At 75.8% G+C, this 14,470-nt stretch carries 12 protein-coding genes; 3 read left to right on the top strand and 9 right to left on the bottom strand.

Going from position 1 to position 14,470, the window contains the following annotated elements; all coding sequences use genetic code 11:
• Window positions 1-295: 295 nt before the first annotated feature.
• Window positions 296-1,780, top strand: coding sequence for a PKD domain-containing protein (locus tag C8E97_RS20550; RefSeq protein WP_121007164.1), 1,485 nt, complete (start codon window positions 296-298; stop codon window positions 1,778-1,780).
• A gap of 23 nt (window positions 1,781-1,803) precedes the next feature.
• On the top strand, window positions 1,804-3,273 hold the full coding sequence (locus C8E97_RS20545) for a hypothetical protein (protein WP_121007163.1): 1,470 nt from the start codon (window positions 1,804-1,806) through the stop codon (window positions 3,271-3,273).
• 156 nt (window positions 3,274-3,429) lie between these two features.
• On the opposite strand, the gene C8E97_RS20540 is transcribed toward C8E97_RS20545, so the two are convergent.
• From C8E97_RS20540 to C8E97_RS20515, 6 genes are all read right to left on the bottom strand, one after another.
• Window positions 3,430-4,764, bottom strand: a complete 1,335-nt coding sequence (locus C8E97_RS20540; protein WP_121007162.1) for an aldehyde dehydrogenase family protein — start codon at window positions 4,762-4,764, stop codon at window positions 3,430-3,432.
• Window position 4,765: 1 nt separating this feature from the next.
• On the bottom strand, window positions 4,766-5,824 hold the full coding sequence (locus C8E97_RS20535) for a class I adenylate-forming enzyme family protein (RefSeq protein WP_211347092.1): 1,059 nt from the start codon (window positions 5,822-5,824) through the stop codon (window positions 4,766-4,768).
• 21 nt (window positions 5,825-5,845) lie between these two features.
• A complete protein-coding gene (locus tag C8E97_RS20530; protein WP_121007161.1) occupies window positions 5,846-6,229 on the bottom strand; it encodes a hypothetical protein in 384 nt (127 codons plus the stop codon).
• 195 nt (window positions 6,230-6,424) lie between these two features.
• Window positions 6,425-7,924, bottom strand: a complete 1,500-nt coding sequence (locus C8E97_RS20525; protein WP_246019042.1) for an FAD-dependent oxidoreductase — start codon at window positions 7,922-7,924, stop codon at window positions 6,425-6,427.
• The gene (locus C8E97_RS20520) at window positions 7,888-8,118 is read right to left on the bottom strand and encodes a phosphopantetheine-binding protein (RefSeq protein WP_121007160.1); all 231 of its coding nucleotides are present in this window, start codon (window positions 8,116-8,118) and stop codon (window positions 7,888-7,890) included. Before C8E97_RS20520 ends, C8E97_RS20525 begins: the two co-directional genes overlap by 37 nt.
• Entirely contained in the window at window positions 8,115-9,803 is a 1,689-nt protein-coding gene (locus C8E97_RS20515) for a (2,3-dihydroxybenzoyl)adenylate synthase (protein WP_121011991.1), read from the bottom strand. The genes C8E97_RS20520 and C8E97_RS20515 overlap by 4 nt, the downstream gene beginning before the upstream one ends.
• A 468-nt stretch (window positions 9,804-10,271) precedes the next feature.
• Between C8E97_RS20515 and C8E97_RS20510 the strand changes: the two genes are divergently transcribed.
• Window positions 10,272-11,351 carry an FkbO/Hyg5 family chorismatase gene (locus C8E97_RS20510; protein ID WP_121007159.1) on the top strand — a complete coding sequence of 360 codons (1,080 nt, stop codon included), beginning with the start codon at window positions 10,272-10,274 and terminating at the stop codon, window positions 11,349-11,351.
• A 330-nt stretch (window positions 11,352-11,681) separates the two neighbouring features.
• Here C8E97_RS20510 and C8E97_RS20505 read toward each other — a convergent pair whose 3' ends face one another.
• The 3 genes from C8E97_RS20505 to C8E97_RS20495 all read right to left on the bottom strand — a co-directional run bounded on the left by C8E97_RS20505 (window position 11,682) and on the right by C8E97_RS20495 (window position 14,390).
• Complete coding sequence (locus C8E97_RS20505; protein ID WP_121007158.1) at window positions 11,682-12,446, bottom strand: GAF and ANTAR domain-containing protein; 765 nt, start codon at window positions 12,444-12,446, stop codon at window positions 11,682-11,684.
• 355 nt (window positions 12,447-12,801) lie between these two features.
• Entirely contained in the window at window positions 12,802-13,812 is a 1,011-nt protein-coding gene (locus tag C8E97_RS20500) for a hypothetical protein (RefSeq protein ID WP_121007157.1), read from the bottom strand.
• Window positions 13,809-14,390: a PadR family transcriptional regulator gene (locus tag C8E97_RS20495; RefSeq protein WP_121007156.1), complete on the bottom strand. Its 582-nt coding sequence runs from the start codon at window positions 14,388-14,390 to the stop codon at window positions 13,809-13,811. The genes C8E97_RS20500 and C8E97_RS20495 overlap by 4 nt, the downstream gene beginning before the upstream one ends.
• Window positions 14,391-14,470: the final 80 nt, after the last annotated feature.

Below are 14,470 nucleotides of genomic sequence, written 5' to 3'. Positions count from 1 at the left end.
CAGCGGGTCGGCCGCTCAACCCCCGGACCACCGGCCACGCAACGGAAACCCCGACCGGACCGGGGCGATCGGCACCGCCCCGCGCCGCGACCGACACAATCCACAGTGGACGGACAGCGCTGCTCGCAGCCCGCCGTGGACGTGCCCTGGACCGACCGGCCGCGCCCGGCCGGTGAACGACGTAGCGCCGCTGCGTCGGACGGCTCAACTTCGGGCGGAACGCGTCATACCCGCCCGCGGCACGCCGATCATCCGCATGAGAACCACTGTGCAAGCAGGCAATGGGGGGCAGTCCATGACGGGATCCTCGCGGTCGCGCGCGCTCATAGTCGCGTTCGCCGCGCTCACGGCGATGTCGACACCCGGCATCGCGCACGCGGAGCCGCCGTCCAACGACGACTTCGACCACTCGACGGAGGTCGGGGCGCTGCCGTTCACGGCGCGGCAGGACACCGCGGAGGCGACCAAGGCGACCGACGACCCGACCGGGTGCGACCCCTACGAGCACGGCGGCTCGATCTGGTTCCGGTACACCGCCACCGAGGACGGCCTGCTGCGCGCCACCACCGCGGCCGACGACCAGGGCACGCTCGTCAGCGCCTTCACGGGCTCGCGCGGCGACCTGCACTGGGTGGAGAACGGCTGCGGTAGCGGGCGGAACGCCAAGGCCACCATCCGCGCGACGGCCGGCACGACCTACCACTTCCTGGTCGCGGGCGAACGCACCACCGGCGGGTCGCTGTCGTTCGCCCTGGACCGCATCGCGCCGGCGGCCAACGACCGCTTCGCGGACGCCGAGCCCGTCACCGCCCTGCCCGCCACGCGGCAGCCGGACCTGTCGACGGCGTCGTTCGAGGCCGACGAACCGGAGTCCCGCTGCGTGCAGGACGAGAGCGTCCCGTCGGTCTGGTACTCCTACACCGCGGCCGGGCAGGCGACGTCGGTCACCGCGCGCGTCGACACGTACGAGGGGGCGGTCACCGTCTACACCGGGGACTCGCTGCCGGGGCTCACCGAGATCACGTGCGAGGCGAACCAGCACTCCGACCCGACGGTGTTCGCCGCGCGACCGGGCACGACCTACCACCTGCGGGTCACCGGGCCGCAGCGCGCCTACCAGCCGCTCACCCTGTTCCTGGCGGAAGCGCCGCCCCTCGCGCCGGGCCTGAGCACGTCGACGCACGAGCCGACGGTCTACGAGACGGTCACCTTCGAGACCACGTCGTGGCAAGCGATCGACCGGCCGCTGACCGCCGAGTGGGACTTCGGCGACGGCACGACCGCGCCCGCCACCGTCGGACGCGTGGCGCACCGCTACACCCGTGACGGCGTCTACCCGATCACCGCGCGCGTGACCTCACCGGACGGCCGCACCGCGACCGTGCGCAGCAACATCACGGTGAGCACGCACGACGTGGCGATCGAGCGGTTCGCCGTGCCCACCGCGGCCAGGGAAGGCCAGAGCAAGCCCATCACGGTCCACGTCGCCAACACGCGGTACACCGAGAAGACGACCGTCACGCTCTACAAGAATTCCGGGAACGAGTCCTGGAGGCCGGTCGGGTCGCTGACCCTCGACGTGCCCGCGCACCCGACCCGCAGGGTGCAGTTCCCGTTCTCGTACACCTTCACGCCGGACGACGCGGTGGCCGGCAAGGTGGCGTTCCGGGCCGTGGCGGAACTGCCGTACCCGGTGCGCGACGCCAGGTCGGCCGACAACGAGGTGGTCGCGATCGCCACGACCGTGAAACCGCGCACCACCGCCATGAAGGCCGCCTGACCGCGTTCCCGAGGGGGAGAACCATGAGACGCACCACCAAGCGCACGTCGGTCGTCGCCCTGGTCGCGCTCGCGATCGCGGTGCTCGCGCCCGGCCTCGCGCACGCGGAGCCGTCGGCCAACGACGACTTCGACACGGCCACCACCATCGGCGCACTGCCGTTCACCACCACCGAGGACACCACCACCGCGACCAAGGCGGACGACGACCCGACCTCCTGCTACCACTGGGGTTCGCGGACCGTGTGGTACCACTACACGCCCACCGCCGACGGCCTGGTCCGGGTGGCGGCGAACAGCACCGCCCAGCGACCGCTCATCGCCGTGTACACGGGGAAACGCGGCGCGCTGACGCAGGTGCCGGGCGCGTGCAGCGCCGACACCGGCACGCCGGAGACGTTCCCCGCCACGGCGGGCACGACCTACCACATCCTGCTGATCGAGTACTACGGCGGGGGACAGGTCCGGCTCGACGTCAGCGCCCAGCCGCCCGCGCCGAACGACGACCGCGCGGCGGCCGAGGTGCTCGACTTCCCCGCGGCGCGGACCGGTGACCTGTCGCACGCGTCGGCCGAGCCGGGCGAGGCGGCGGCGAGCTGCGACACCGCCGCCGACCGGTCCGCGTGGTACCGCTACACGCCCGACCGCACCCGGTCGGTCAGCGTGTCGGTGAGCCTCCGCCACCAGGCCGTGGTCACCGTCTACCGGGGCGTGACGGCCGACCCCGCCACCGAGGTGGACTGCGCGGTGGTGGGGGACCAGGGGCCGGGGTCGGTGTTCACCGCGACCGCCGGCGAGACCTACCTCGTCCGGGTCGCCGCGCGGCCCGAGCACGCCGGCTGGTTCGACCTGCGGGTGCGGAACGCGCCGTCCCTCGTGCCCGTCGTGTCGCCGGATCCCCCGCGACCGTCGGTCTTCGACGACATCGAGTTCGACCTGTGGGCGAACGGAGCCCTGGGTCGTCCCGTCACCGGTGGCGCGATCCGGTTCGGCGACGGCGCTTCCGCGCCCGTCGGCGGCGACGCGCCCCGGCACCGGTACGCCGTCGACGGCGACTACCTCGTCGAGGCCACCCTGTCGACCGACGACGGCCGGAGCGGGACCGCCACGCGGATGGTGGAGGTCCGGACGCACGACGTGGCGATCGGCGACTTCGCGGTGCCCGCCTCGGGGCGCGTCGGCCGGACCGGGACGATCAGGGTCTCGGTGACCAACACCCGCTACGACGAGACGGTGCAGGTGGAGCTGTACCGGCAGGCGGCGAGCGGCTACTCCGAGCGGCTCGGCGCGCTGTCGCAGTGGGTCGCGGCGTCGGCGGGCGGTGCGGTGGCGTTCCCCTTCGCCTACACCTACCGGGCGGAGGACGTCGCGGCCGGCGTCACGTTCAAGGCGGTGGCGAAGCTGAGCGAGCGGTACGACGGTGACGCGCGGCCCGCGGACAACGAACGGCAGGCGACGACGGCCACGGTCCGGCCCGCGCCGGGGGTGGGCTGAGCGGATCTCCCGGCACGGCCCGTCACCCGGTGATCGGACCGGGCGACGGGCCGTGCCAGGACCCGTGACCCGCGCCAGGACCCGTGACCCGCGACCCGCGCCAGGACCCGCGACCCGCGACCCGCGCCGGGACCCGCCGCCGCGCCGGGCCCCGTCTCACGGCATCCCGACCCCCGACCACGTGGTCGAAGCCCGTGCCGTCATGAGGAACTCGGCCAGGTAACCGTCGTGCGGCAGCACCGGGTCGTACGCGGTCGTCGGCGTCGGTCCCCAGTGGACCGCCCGGATCGTCGGTTCGACCAGGCACCGCCGCACGAGGTCGCGCCGCGTCGTCATGAGGGTCAGCGCCAGGCTGTCGCGCAGCGGTGCCGTGCCGTCGGCCTCCTGCCACGGCGTGACCCACACGCAGGGGAAGGGCATCTCCACCGGGCCCGCGGGCAGCGCGCGCGGGCCGACGACCACCGGGCGCAGCGCCGCGCTCCCGTCGCCGAGGTCCGCCACGGGCACCGGGACGCCCGTGCGGGCCTCGAACGCCTCCGCGAACTTCGCCGCGTCGGCGAGCGGCAGCACGGGCAGGGTCGCGGCCGGATCCTGCGGCGGCAGCGCGGGCAGCCGCCCGAGCCGGTCGGCCAGCGCCTCCGCCAGCCGGTGCGCCGCGTCCGCGCCCTCCACGAGCACGGTGGTCGCGTGCAGGCACTGCGTGCCGCCCTCCTCCGCCACGGACGCCACGAGCACGTCCAGGTGCCGCCGCCAGTCGACCTCGGCGGTGACGAGCACCTTGGACCGGCCCGGACCGAACGCCCGCACCGCGGGGTCGCCCGCGTGCCGCGCGACCGTCGCCGCCCCGCCGAACACCAGCGCGAGGTCGGCGGCGGCCACCAGCACGTCACCCGAGCGGTGCGGGCCGGGCAGCAGGGCGCAGTGGCCGGGCGCGAGGCCGGCCGCGTGCAGCGCCCGCACCAGGCGGGCGGCGGTGAGCGGGTCGCGCGCCGAGGGGCGGACCGCCACGCGGTAGCCGAGCGCCGAGGCGGTCAGCCACAGGGCGTGCGGCAGGGGGTGGTTGCCCGGCGCGAGGACGCCCAGCACGTCGCCCCGGCGCGCCCACACCGCGCGCCCGTCCGCGACCCCGGTCGGGCGGGAGGCGTCGACCACGTCGGCGATCCGGGCCGCCGTGTCGCGGATCGCCGACAGCGCGCGGCACGCCGCCCGGACCGGCACGCCGGAGAGCCGCGCGTGGTCCCGGCAGTAGTCCTCGGGCGACTCGCCGTCGAGCACCGCGCCCTCGAACACCGCGCCGGCGCGGTGGATCGCGGCGACGCGGTCCACTTCGGACTGCTCCGGCGCGGCGCGCATCCGGCGCAGCGTGCGGGTGACCAGCAGCGGCGGCGCGAGCCCCAGGTCGACGGCGGGCGCGCCGCCGACGTCGGCGAGCACCACGCGGTCGCGCGAGGCGTGCGCGCCGTCCGGGCCGATCGGGTCGACCACCCGCACGTCAGTACACCCCCTCGGTGACGGTCAGGTCCGGCCGGGGCGCGGGGGCCACCTCGGACAGCCCGTCCGGGCCGTCCACCCGGCTCGGCGGACGCCGCGTGGCCAGGTCGCGCTCCAGGACGTTGGGCAGGAACAGGTCCGCCGACAGGTGGTGGAACCGGACCTGCCCGCGCTCGCCGTAGCCGACCGGCCTGCCCTCGGGGTCGACCAGTTCGAGCACGGCGTGCGGGGAGAACGGCTCGAACACGCACCCGTCGTCGCCGGGCCGCTGCGGCGCCGCGCCCATCAGCGTGTTGCCGTAGACGCCGACGAGCCGCGCCTCCGGGAACACCTCGGTCTCCAGCAGGTGCAGGGTCTCGGGGTCCGCCGACGTGCCGGACCACACGACGCCGTCTACGGTGGGCGCGACGAGCTCGACCAGTTCCGGCCGGTCGGCGAGGGCGACCAGCATCGGCGGCGTCGCCCACAGCACGGAGATCCGCTGCGTGCGCAGCGCGCACGCGGCCTGCTCCACGACGTGGTCGAGGTACGCGTCGAGCTGCGCCGGATCGCGCTTGACCCACCGGGGGTCGAAGTCGACGGTGTGGAACACCCCGCCGCGCCTGGCGGCGACCAGCCCGAACGCGTAGCCGACCACGTGCGGCCCGGTCGGGCCGAGGTAGAGCCAGTCACCGCCGCGCTCGATGCCGTGCGCGTCCAGGCAGCGGTCCAGCCAGCGCGCGGTGCGCCGCCAGAAGCCGAGTTCGACGATCCGCTTCGGGACGCCGGTGGTGCCGCCGCTCTGGAACACCAGCGGCGGTCGCGCGGTCGCGCCGAACCCCTTCGGCACGAGGTCGGCCACCGCCGCGGTCCGCAGCCGGTCGCCGACGTCGGGGAACCGGCGCAGCCCGGCGACGTCCACGACGTCCACGATCGGGTCGAACGGCAGCGAGCGGGCGATCTCCAGCCAGAACGGCGAGCCGGTGCGCGGGTCGAAGTGCCAGCGCACCGCCGCGGCGATCATCGTGTCGACGTCCGGTAGTTCGTCCAGGGGTGCGCGCAGCACCTGTTCGGGGAGCACGGGCGGGCCTCGGGCGTCGGCTCACGCCACCGGCGAGCGGCCCGTCCCCCGGTCGCCCGGCGCGTCCGGGTCCGCGCCGGAGCGGGAGCCCGCCACCCCTGCGCCCGCCATCCCTGCGCCCGCCATCCCTGCGCCCGCCACTTCCGCGCGGCCGAGGCGCCCGCTGTCGCGGTCGAAAGGCCGGCTGCTGTCGCGGTCGACGCGCCCGTCGGTGTCGCGGTGGTGGTGTGCGCCGCCGTCGCGGCCGGGGTGCCTGCCGCCGTCGCGGTCCGGGTGGCGCACCGCAGCGGCCGCGACGCCCGCCGGCGCCGGGCGCCGCCGCGGGCGCCCACCCGCGTCGCGGTCCGGGCCTTCCGTGCGGAGCACGCGGGTCGGCTTGCTGTCGGTGAACGCGGAGACGGGCATCGAACGCCTTTCGGATCGACTCCGGGCGCGTGGCGGCGGCCGTTCGCGGCACGGCGGCCCGGTAAGCGGGGATACGCGCTGATCGGTGAACGCGCGGTGAGCGGTGTCACGCACCGTCGCGCCAACGCTAGGCCGGCCGATTCCGGCCGGGCAAGGCGGTCCGGTGCATTCGCCCGTGCAGGTGATCGGCGGCCCTCATCCGGCCACCCACCCCAACTCGTCCGGCGACGGCACCAGCCCGCCCGGCAGCAGCGGCGACGCGGGCGCGTCCCGCGCCTGCAACCGCGCGGCCTCCGCCATGACGTCGCGCACCACCGGCGTGCGGAACAGCGTCGCCATGCGCTCGCCCGACGCGGTCTGCATCGGACCGGTGGCGGCGACCCCGGCGGCGAGGTCCCGGCCGGCGCCCACCAGCCGGGTGCGCGCCGCGTCGAGCCCCGGATCTCCCGACGCCACACCGCCGACCAGCGTCGCGAACGCCTCCAGGTCCGTGTCGCCGATCCCGGACGCCCTGCGGGCCTGCCAGAAGTACGTCCCCTCGTGCTGCTGCATGTCGTAGAACGCGGTCAGGAACTCGTAGAACACCCCGTACTCGCGGCGGTAGCGGCCCTCGAACTCGGCCATCGCGACCGGCTCGGGCACCTCGCCGGACAGGGCGCTGTTGATCGACCGCGCGGCCAGCAGCGCGCCGTAGGTGGCCAGGTGCACGCCGGTGGAGAACACCGGGTCGACGAAGCAGGCCGCGTCGCCGACGAGCAGCACACCGTCCGCGTGGAACCGCCCGGTCGCGTACGAGTAGTCCTTGCGCACCCGGACCTGCCCGTGCGCGCCCTCCTCCACCCGCGTCGCCGGTGACAGCAGGTCGGCCACGATGTCGCACCGCCCCACCAGGTCGCGCAGCGCCCGGCCGCGGTCGGCCGAGACCTCCGCCGCCCGCGTCCGGTGGACCACCGCGCCGACGCTGGTCAGCTCGTCCGACAGCGGGATGTACCAGCACCAGCCCTCGTCGAACGCGGCGCACAGGATGTTGCCCCGGTCCGGTCCGGGCAGCCGCCCGCCGCCGTGGAAGTAGCCGAACACCGCGATGTTCTTGAAGAAGTCCGAGTAGTGCCGCGGCGCGCCGACCGCGGTCCACAGCCGGCCGGTGCTGCCCGAGGCGTCCACGACGTAGCGGGCGCGGACGGTGCGGGTGACGCCGTCCCGGTCCGTGCAGCGCACGCCCGCGACGCGGCCGTCGCCGTCGCGCAGCACCGCGCCCACCGGGCACTCCTCGCGCACGTCGACGCCGTGGCGGGCCGCGTTGCGCAGCAGGATCTCGTCGAACCGCATCCGGTCGACCTGGTAGGCGAACGACGTCGGGCCGGCCAGCCGCGGCGACACCGCGAACAGGAAGTTCCACGGGTCCTTCGCCGCGCCCCACCGGAACGTGCCGCCCCGCTTGACCACGAACCCGGCCCGCGCGACCTCGTCGGAGACCTCCAGCAACCGGCACACGCCGTGCACGGTGGCGGGCAGCAGCGACTCGCCGATCCGGTGGCGCGGGAACCGCTCCTTCTCCAGCAGCGCCACCGAGTGGCCGCGCCGGGCGACCAGGGTGGCCACCGTCGACCCGGCCGGCCCGCCGCCCACCACGACGACGTCGACGTGCTCCTCGCGGCTCACCGGCGCGCACCCGGCCCGGCCGAGTCCGCCCACGCCGCGATCGTGGGCGTCTCGGCGAGGTCCACCACCGAGCCCACGACGCCGAGCGCGCGCAGCCGCTCGGCGAGGTGCACGAGCCGGATCGAGTCCATACCCCGCTCCAGCAGGTCCTCGTCGTCGCCGAAGGTCTCGGCCGGTTCGCCGAGCACGGCCGCGACGTGCGCGCGGACCGCGTCCCTGTCCGTCATCCCCTGTCCTCCTCGACCCGCGCGCCGCCGTCCGGCGTCAGCGCGGCCAGGGTGGCCAGCGCGGCGCGCAACGCCCTTCTGCTCGTCTTGCCGACACCGGTCACCGGGAAGCGGTCGAGCACCAGCACCCGGTCGGGCACCTTGAACGGCGCGACGCCGCGGTCCCGGACGAACCGGCGCAGCTGCGGCGGCGTGGGCGGCTCGGCGGCGTCGCCGTCGAGGACCACGTACGCGCAACTGCGCTGGCCCAGGTAGTCGTCCGCGACGCCGACGACCGCCGCGTCCAGCACCGCCGGGTGGGCGAGGAGGTGGCCCTCGACCTCCTCGACCGCGATCTTCTCGCCGCCCCGGTTGATCTGGTCCTTGATCCGGCCCACGACGGTGACGCGGCCGGCGGCGTCCCGGCGCACGAGGTCGCCGGTCCGGTAGAAGCCGTCCGGGGTGAACGCGGTGGCGTTGTGCTCGGCGGCCCGGTAGTAGCCGCGGATCGTGTACGGCCCGCGCACCAGCAGCTCGCCGACCTCGCCGGGCGGCACCTCGGCGTGCGCGGGCGCGCCGGGCTCGACGACCCGCAGCTCGTCGTCCGGGGAGATCGGCGTGCCCTGCGTGCCGAGCACGGCCTCCGGCGGGTCGTCCGGCCGCGTGTAGCAGACCAGGCCCTCGCCCATGCCGTACACCTGCTGCACCGCGCAGCCCAGCGCCGCCGCGACCCGCGCGACCTGCGCGGGCGAGCACCGCGCGCCGCCGACCTGGAGCAGGCGCAGGCTCGACAGGTCGCGGGCGGTGGCCGCGGCGGCCCGCGCGTAGGCCACCGCGAGCGGCGGCACGACACCGGTGATCGTCACCCGTTCCCGCTCGACCAGGCGGAACACCGTCTCCGGGAACGGGTCCGGCGCGAGCACGGCGCACGCGCCCGCGTGCAGCGCGCCCAGCACGCCGGGGGAGGACAGCGGGAAGTTGTGGGCGACCGGCAGCGCGGCGAGGTAGGCGTCGTCCGGTCCCAGCAGGCAGATCCGGGCGCTCTCGCGGACGCTGTAGAGGTAGTCGTCGTGGGTGCGCGGGATGAGCTTGGGCAGGCCGGTGGTGCCGCCGGACAGCTGGAGGAACGCGACACCGCCCGCGTCCGGGTCGGGCAGGTCGCGCGGCGGCGCGGCGACGGACGACAGGTCGACGGCGCCGGGCGGCGGGTCGCCCAGCACGAGCAGGTGCCGCACCGCGGGCACCGCGTCGGCGACCCGCCGGGCGGTCGCCGCGTGGTCGTGGCCCTCGTGGGCGTCGACGGTGACGATCGCGACGGCGTCGGTCTGCTCGGCGAAGTGGCGCAGCTCGGCCTCCCGGTGGGCGGGCAGCGCCAGGACCGGCCACGCGCCGGCCCGGAACAGCCCGAACAGCGTCGTCGCGAACTCCGGCACGTTCGGCAGTTGCAGCACGACGCGGTCGCCGGCGCGGACGCCGAGGTCGCGCAGGCCCGCCGCCACCCGGTGCGCGCGGTCGTCCAGCTCGCGGTAGGTCAGGCGCGCCGGGCCGGCCGCGGACGCGCCGACCACGGCCGTCCGGTCGCGGTGCTCGGCGGCGAGCGCGGACAGCGCCGCCCCGAAGCTCCGGCCCCGCCAGTGACCGGCGGCCCGGTAGCGGTCGGCGGCCTCGGCGGGCCACGGCGTGTGCTCGGGACCGGGGTGCCGCACCGGCGCCACCGCCGGTCAGCCGGAGGTCGGCCGGGCGCGGCGTCCGGACGCCGGCAGCGGCCCTCGGTCGTCCACTGTGGTCACTCGTCGGTCACTCGTCCCCTCGCGTGCTCGCCGTCGCGGACGGCGGCGAGCCTCCCACAGGAACGCGGGGAGCAAACCGGATGTCACCCCATCGTGTATTCCCCGGCAGCTTCTGCCATTCGTGTGCGGGGACGCCACCCGTCACACGAACAGCGCACCGATCCGGCGGTCGGCGGTCCGCCGGTTCCCCCGGTGTTCAGTCGATGGGGAAGCCCTTGTCACCCCGACGGAGTGCGCCGGACGCCCACCGCCGCCGTCGTGCGGGTCCGTCCGCCGGCCACCTCCCGGTTCCGCCGCCCGCGCGGGTCGGGTACGGATGACCGTGACCCCGCACCGGGACCGCGGCACGGCCCGCCGACCCGTGCGACGCGGCTGGAGGGACACATGGACGACACCGCCCGCGGCGCGGCCACCGCGCTCCGCTCCGCGCCCGCGTGCCGGCTGCACCGCGAGGGGCCGCCGCCGGCGGGCCCCGGCCTGCTGGCCACGGTCCACCACGGGGACGCGGCGACGCCGCCGGAGCTGGTCGCGGGCGTGCCGCGCGTGCGGCTGCGCGTGTCCGCCGACGCGGCGGCCGGCTTCACCGAGACGTGGACCGCGCCCGGCACCGTCCACTCCGGACGGTCGGGCGGGATGGTGTTCGCGCACACCGACGAGCACCTGTTCCTGGCGGGCCACCTGCCGCGCGGCGACCGGTGCGCGCGTGCGGTGGCGGTGGCCTACTCGGCGGCGTTCGAGCTGGTGCTGTCGCTGGGTTTCCCGCGCCTGGTCCGGATGTGGAACCTGGTGCGCGGCATCAACGACACCCGGTCGGGCACCGAGGTGTACCGCGCCTTCTGCGCGGGCCGGGCGGAGGCGTTCGACCGGCACCGCGCCCGCGGCCTCGGGATGCCCGCCGCCACGGCGGTCGGCGCGCTCGGCGGCGGCATCGGCTTCCACCTGCTGGCCACCCGCTCGGCCGGCGTCACGCACCTGGAGAACCCGCGCCAGGTCGCCGCCTACCGCTACCCGCGCCGCTACGGCCCGCGCCCGCCCAGCTTCTCCCGCGCGACGTGGCTGCAACCGGACCCGGTCGAGCCCGGTCGGGGCGTCCTGTACGTGTCGGGCACGGCGGGCATCCTCGGCCACGAGAGCGTGCACCCCGGCGACGCGCGGCGGCAGTGCGACGTCGCGCTGCGCAACATCGCGGTGCTGATCGGGCGCGCGAACACGGCCCGCCACGGCATCGCGGCCGGCTTCACCCCGACCGACCTGCGCTCGGTCCGGGTCTACGTGCGGCACGCGCGCGACCTCGACGCGGTCCGCGCGAGGTGCGCCCTGGCGCTGGACCCGGCGGCGGACGTGGTGTTCGTCGTGACGGACCTCTGCCGCCGGGAACTGCTGGTCGAGATCGAGGCGGTGGCCTCGGCGAGCGGCGGCGCGCGGTGCGCCTCCGCGCCGCACGGCGGTGGCCCGGCCCCGTGACCGCCGGGCCGCCGGGGGACCGACGGGGCGGGTGGCGGGGCGCGCCGACGGCGGCCACCCGCCCCGGTCGGCCCGGCCCGCACGGGTGCGGCCCGGCACCCGTCCGGTGTCCCGACCTTCGGCGCCCCGACTACCGGTGCCGGCCCCGGACGGGCGCGGCCGGGCACCGGCTCCGGGGCGCACCGCCCGGCACCGGACTCGGCGGTGCGCGGCCGGCGCTGGGCTCGAAGGAACGCGGTCCTGCCACCGGCCTCGGCGGTGCGGCCGGCACCGGACTCGGGCGACTCGCCGGGCTCGGTGCCCGGTCACTCGCCCAGGCTCGGTGCCCGGTTACTCGCCCAGGCTCGGTGACGGGTCCGCCACTTGCGTCAACCCGTACTCGGCCAGCACGTCGGACAGCCGGCCGCCCTCCTGCCCCGAGACCACGGCCGCGGCGACGTCGCGCAGCTTGGTGTTGCCGTGCTGGGAGGCGCGGCGCAGCAGCGCGAAGGTCTCCCCGGTGGTGCAGCTGAACCGGTGCATCAGGATGCCCTGCGCCTGCCCGATCACGTGCCGGGTGTGCAGCGCCGTGGTGAGGTTGTCCACCAGCTTGCGGCTGTCGTGGTAGAGCCGGACGTTGTCGAACACCGCGCCGGCGTGCAGCGTCAGCAGCAGCACGACGTCGTAGGCGTCCTCGTCGAACCGGTGCGGCGCGCGGGACAGCAGCGTCAGCGCCGCCGAGAAGGGCCGGGTGGTGGGCACCGGCAGCACCAGGCACGACCGGAACCCCTCCAGCGCCAGCTCCGCGGCGAACCACGTCCAGCGCGAGTCCTCCGCCGTGTCGGCGATCCGCCGGGGCTCGCGGTACTCCAGCGCCTCGCCGATCGGGCCCGACCCGGACAGCGAGTCCAGGCGCGGTGACTCGCCGGACGCGGCCACGGCCTCCGGGCCGTCGTCGCCGCGCACCGTGAGCAGCGCGTGGTCGCAGCCCGGCACCGTGCGCACGAGCCGGTCCAGGAACCTCCGGGCGACCCCGGCGACGTCGTCGTCCTCCACCAGTCGCGACACCTCGACCAGCTCACGGGCGAGGGCCATCACGGAATCGTCGTCAGCCATCAGCGCTTGTCCTCCCACGGTGTGGCGGTTAGCCCGAACGGGCGCACCCTGACCGGGATGCTGCGCTGCTGAACACCCACTGGGTGGAGAACTCTACGACAGTCCCCCCGAGGCCCGTGACAACAACCCCGTCACGGAGCAGCGGGCCGCCCGCCGCGCCGCCGCACGCGCTCGCGGTGCGGTGGCGGCGCGGCGGGCCGGCCGGGTGCGTCGGTGTCGACCGGACCACCTCCGACCAGGCCGGACGAGCACGCGGCGACACCCCGCGCCTTCATCCACTTTGGACGTCCATTGAGGACGCGGGAGTGGATGATCGTTTTCCACGTGGTGCGGCGATCCGCCGACCGGTCCCTCCTCACCCCCTGACCGACGGTACCGGCGACGAGTGGCGGTGGACGAGGTCGCGGTAGGCGGCGAACGCCGGCTTGGGCCGATAGGTGTCGGTGACGAGGCCGAGCGTCCCGGTGGGCTCCGGCGAGCCGCTGTCCGCGTCGCGCAGGCTGAACAACTCGTAGTGCGTGACGTTCAGCGCTTCCCGCCGGTCGAGCACCGCGTCGATCATGTCGGTGAGCGAGTCCCGCTGGGCCCGCTCGTCGCGCGGCGGCCCGCTCGGGCTGCCGTTCTCCACGACGCGGAGGGGCACCTCGGGCGGGATGCCCGCTCGCGGCAGCGAGTGGCCGCGCAGGTGGTCGAGCGCGTGGGCGGCGAGGGAGGCGGCGTCGCCCGGCGTGCCGCGCGGCGCGACCGGCGCGAAGGCGTCCGGGTAGAGGCCCAGGCCCACGTAGTCGACGTGGGCGGCGAAGTCGGCGTGCGGCACGGTCGACAGGTGGGCCCAGAACGCGTCGTCGCCGCCGAGCCACTCCGCCGGTTCGGCCACCGAGAACCCGACCGGCACGTCGTGCAGGCCACGCCGGTCCAGCGCGGCGCGGGCGTGCGGGACGCCGAGGACGAGCGCGTCGAGGACGCCGGGCGAGCTGCCGTCGATGAGCGGGACGGGGAAGTTCGGTTCGAGGGTCACCTGGAGGTGGCGGGTCAGGTGGCCGTAGCGGTCGACGACGGTGTCGAGGAAGGTCAGCCACCCCGGCACGTCGGCGACGCGGGGCAGGTAGCTCACGACGAGGTCGAGTTCGCGGCCGTCCCGCGCGTACCAGTCGTCGGGCATGGTGAGGCGGGTGAGGTCGTCGGCCGCGCCGAGCGAGGCGATGAGTTCCGGCGCCTGCTCGTCGCCGAAGAAGTGCACGTACTCGCGGACGACGAAGGCGTGGCCGCCGGCCAGTTCGCCGACGAGGCGGTCGATCGCCGCCGGGTCGGCCGGGCGCGAGCACACGTCGGCCGCCCGACCCCCGGGGTAGATGCCGAACCTCACGACCCGGCCCCCGCCGCGCCTTCGGCGACCACGTTCGGCCAACCGATGTCCCGCTCTTTGATGCGCCGTGACAGCGTCCGCAGCCAAGAGGTTTCTGCGGCGAGCACGGAACGCCAATAGCCGACTTCGAGCATGTGCGCCTCGGCCACGCCCTCGGGGTGCACGTCCAGGTCGGCCGACTCGCGGTCGAGCCGGTCGGCGCGGGCGTCGAGGAGGGACACCGCCTGATCGGCGGGCAGGATGCCCGCGTAGGACACGGCCAGCACGAAGTCGAGCGAGGCCGGGCGGGCGTCGCGCAGGCCCGCCTCGACCTTGTCCCGGAAGTCCGCCACGCCCCGGTCGGTCAGCGCGTAGGACGTGCGCGGCGGTCGGTTGCCCACCCGCTCGGGCGCGCGGGCCGCCACCAGGCCGGCCTTCTCCAGCGCCTTGAGCAGGGACGTGACCGTGCTGCGGGTGGCGGACAGGTCGGCGTACCGCTCGCGCAGGCGCGCGGTGACGTCGTAGGCGTGGGCCGGCTGCTCGACCAGGAGGCCGAGCATCGGCAGCACGAGGCTGTTGCGTGAGGCGTCCAGGGGCACCCGGACACCGTATAGGCGAATACGTCTATGGGCAACCCGCGTGCCGCCGGTGCGCGTGCCCGGCCGCGGCTCGGCAGGCC

The organism is Saccharothrix australiensis (genome assembly GCF_003634935.1).
GTDB lineage: Bacteria > Actinomycetota > Actinomycetes > Mycobacteriales > Pseudonocardiaceae > Actinosynnema > Actinosynnema australiense.
The sequence above is the reverse complement of the archived record's forward strand: the minus strand, read 5'-3'. Positions and strand labels throughout refer to the sequence as shown.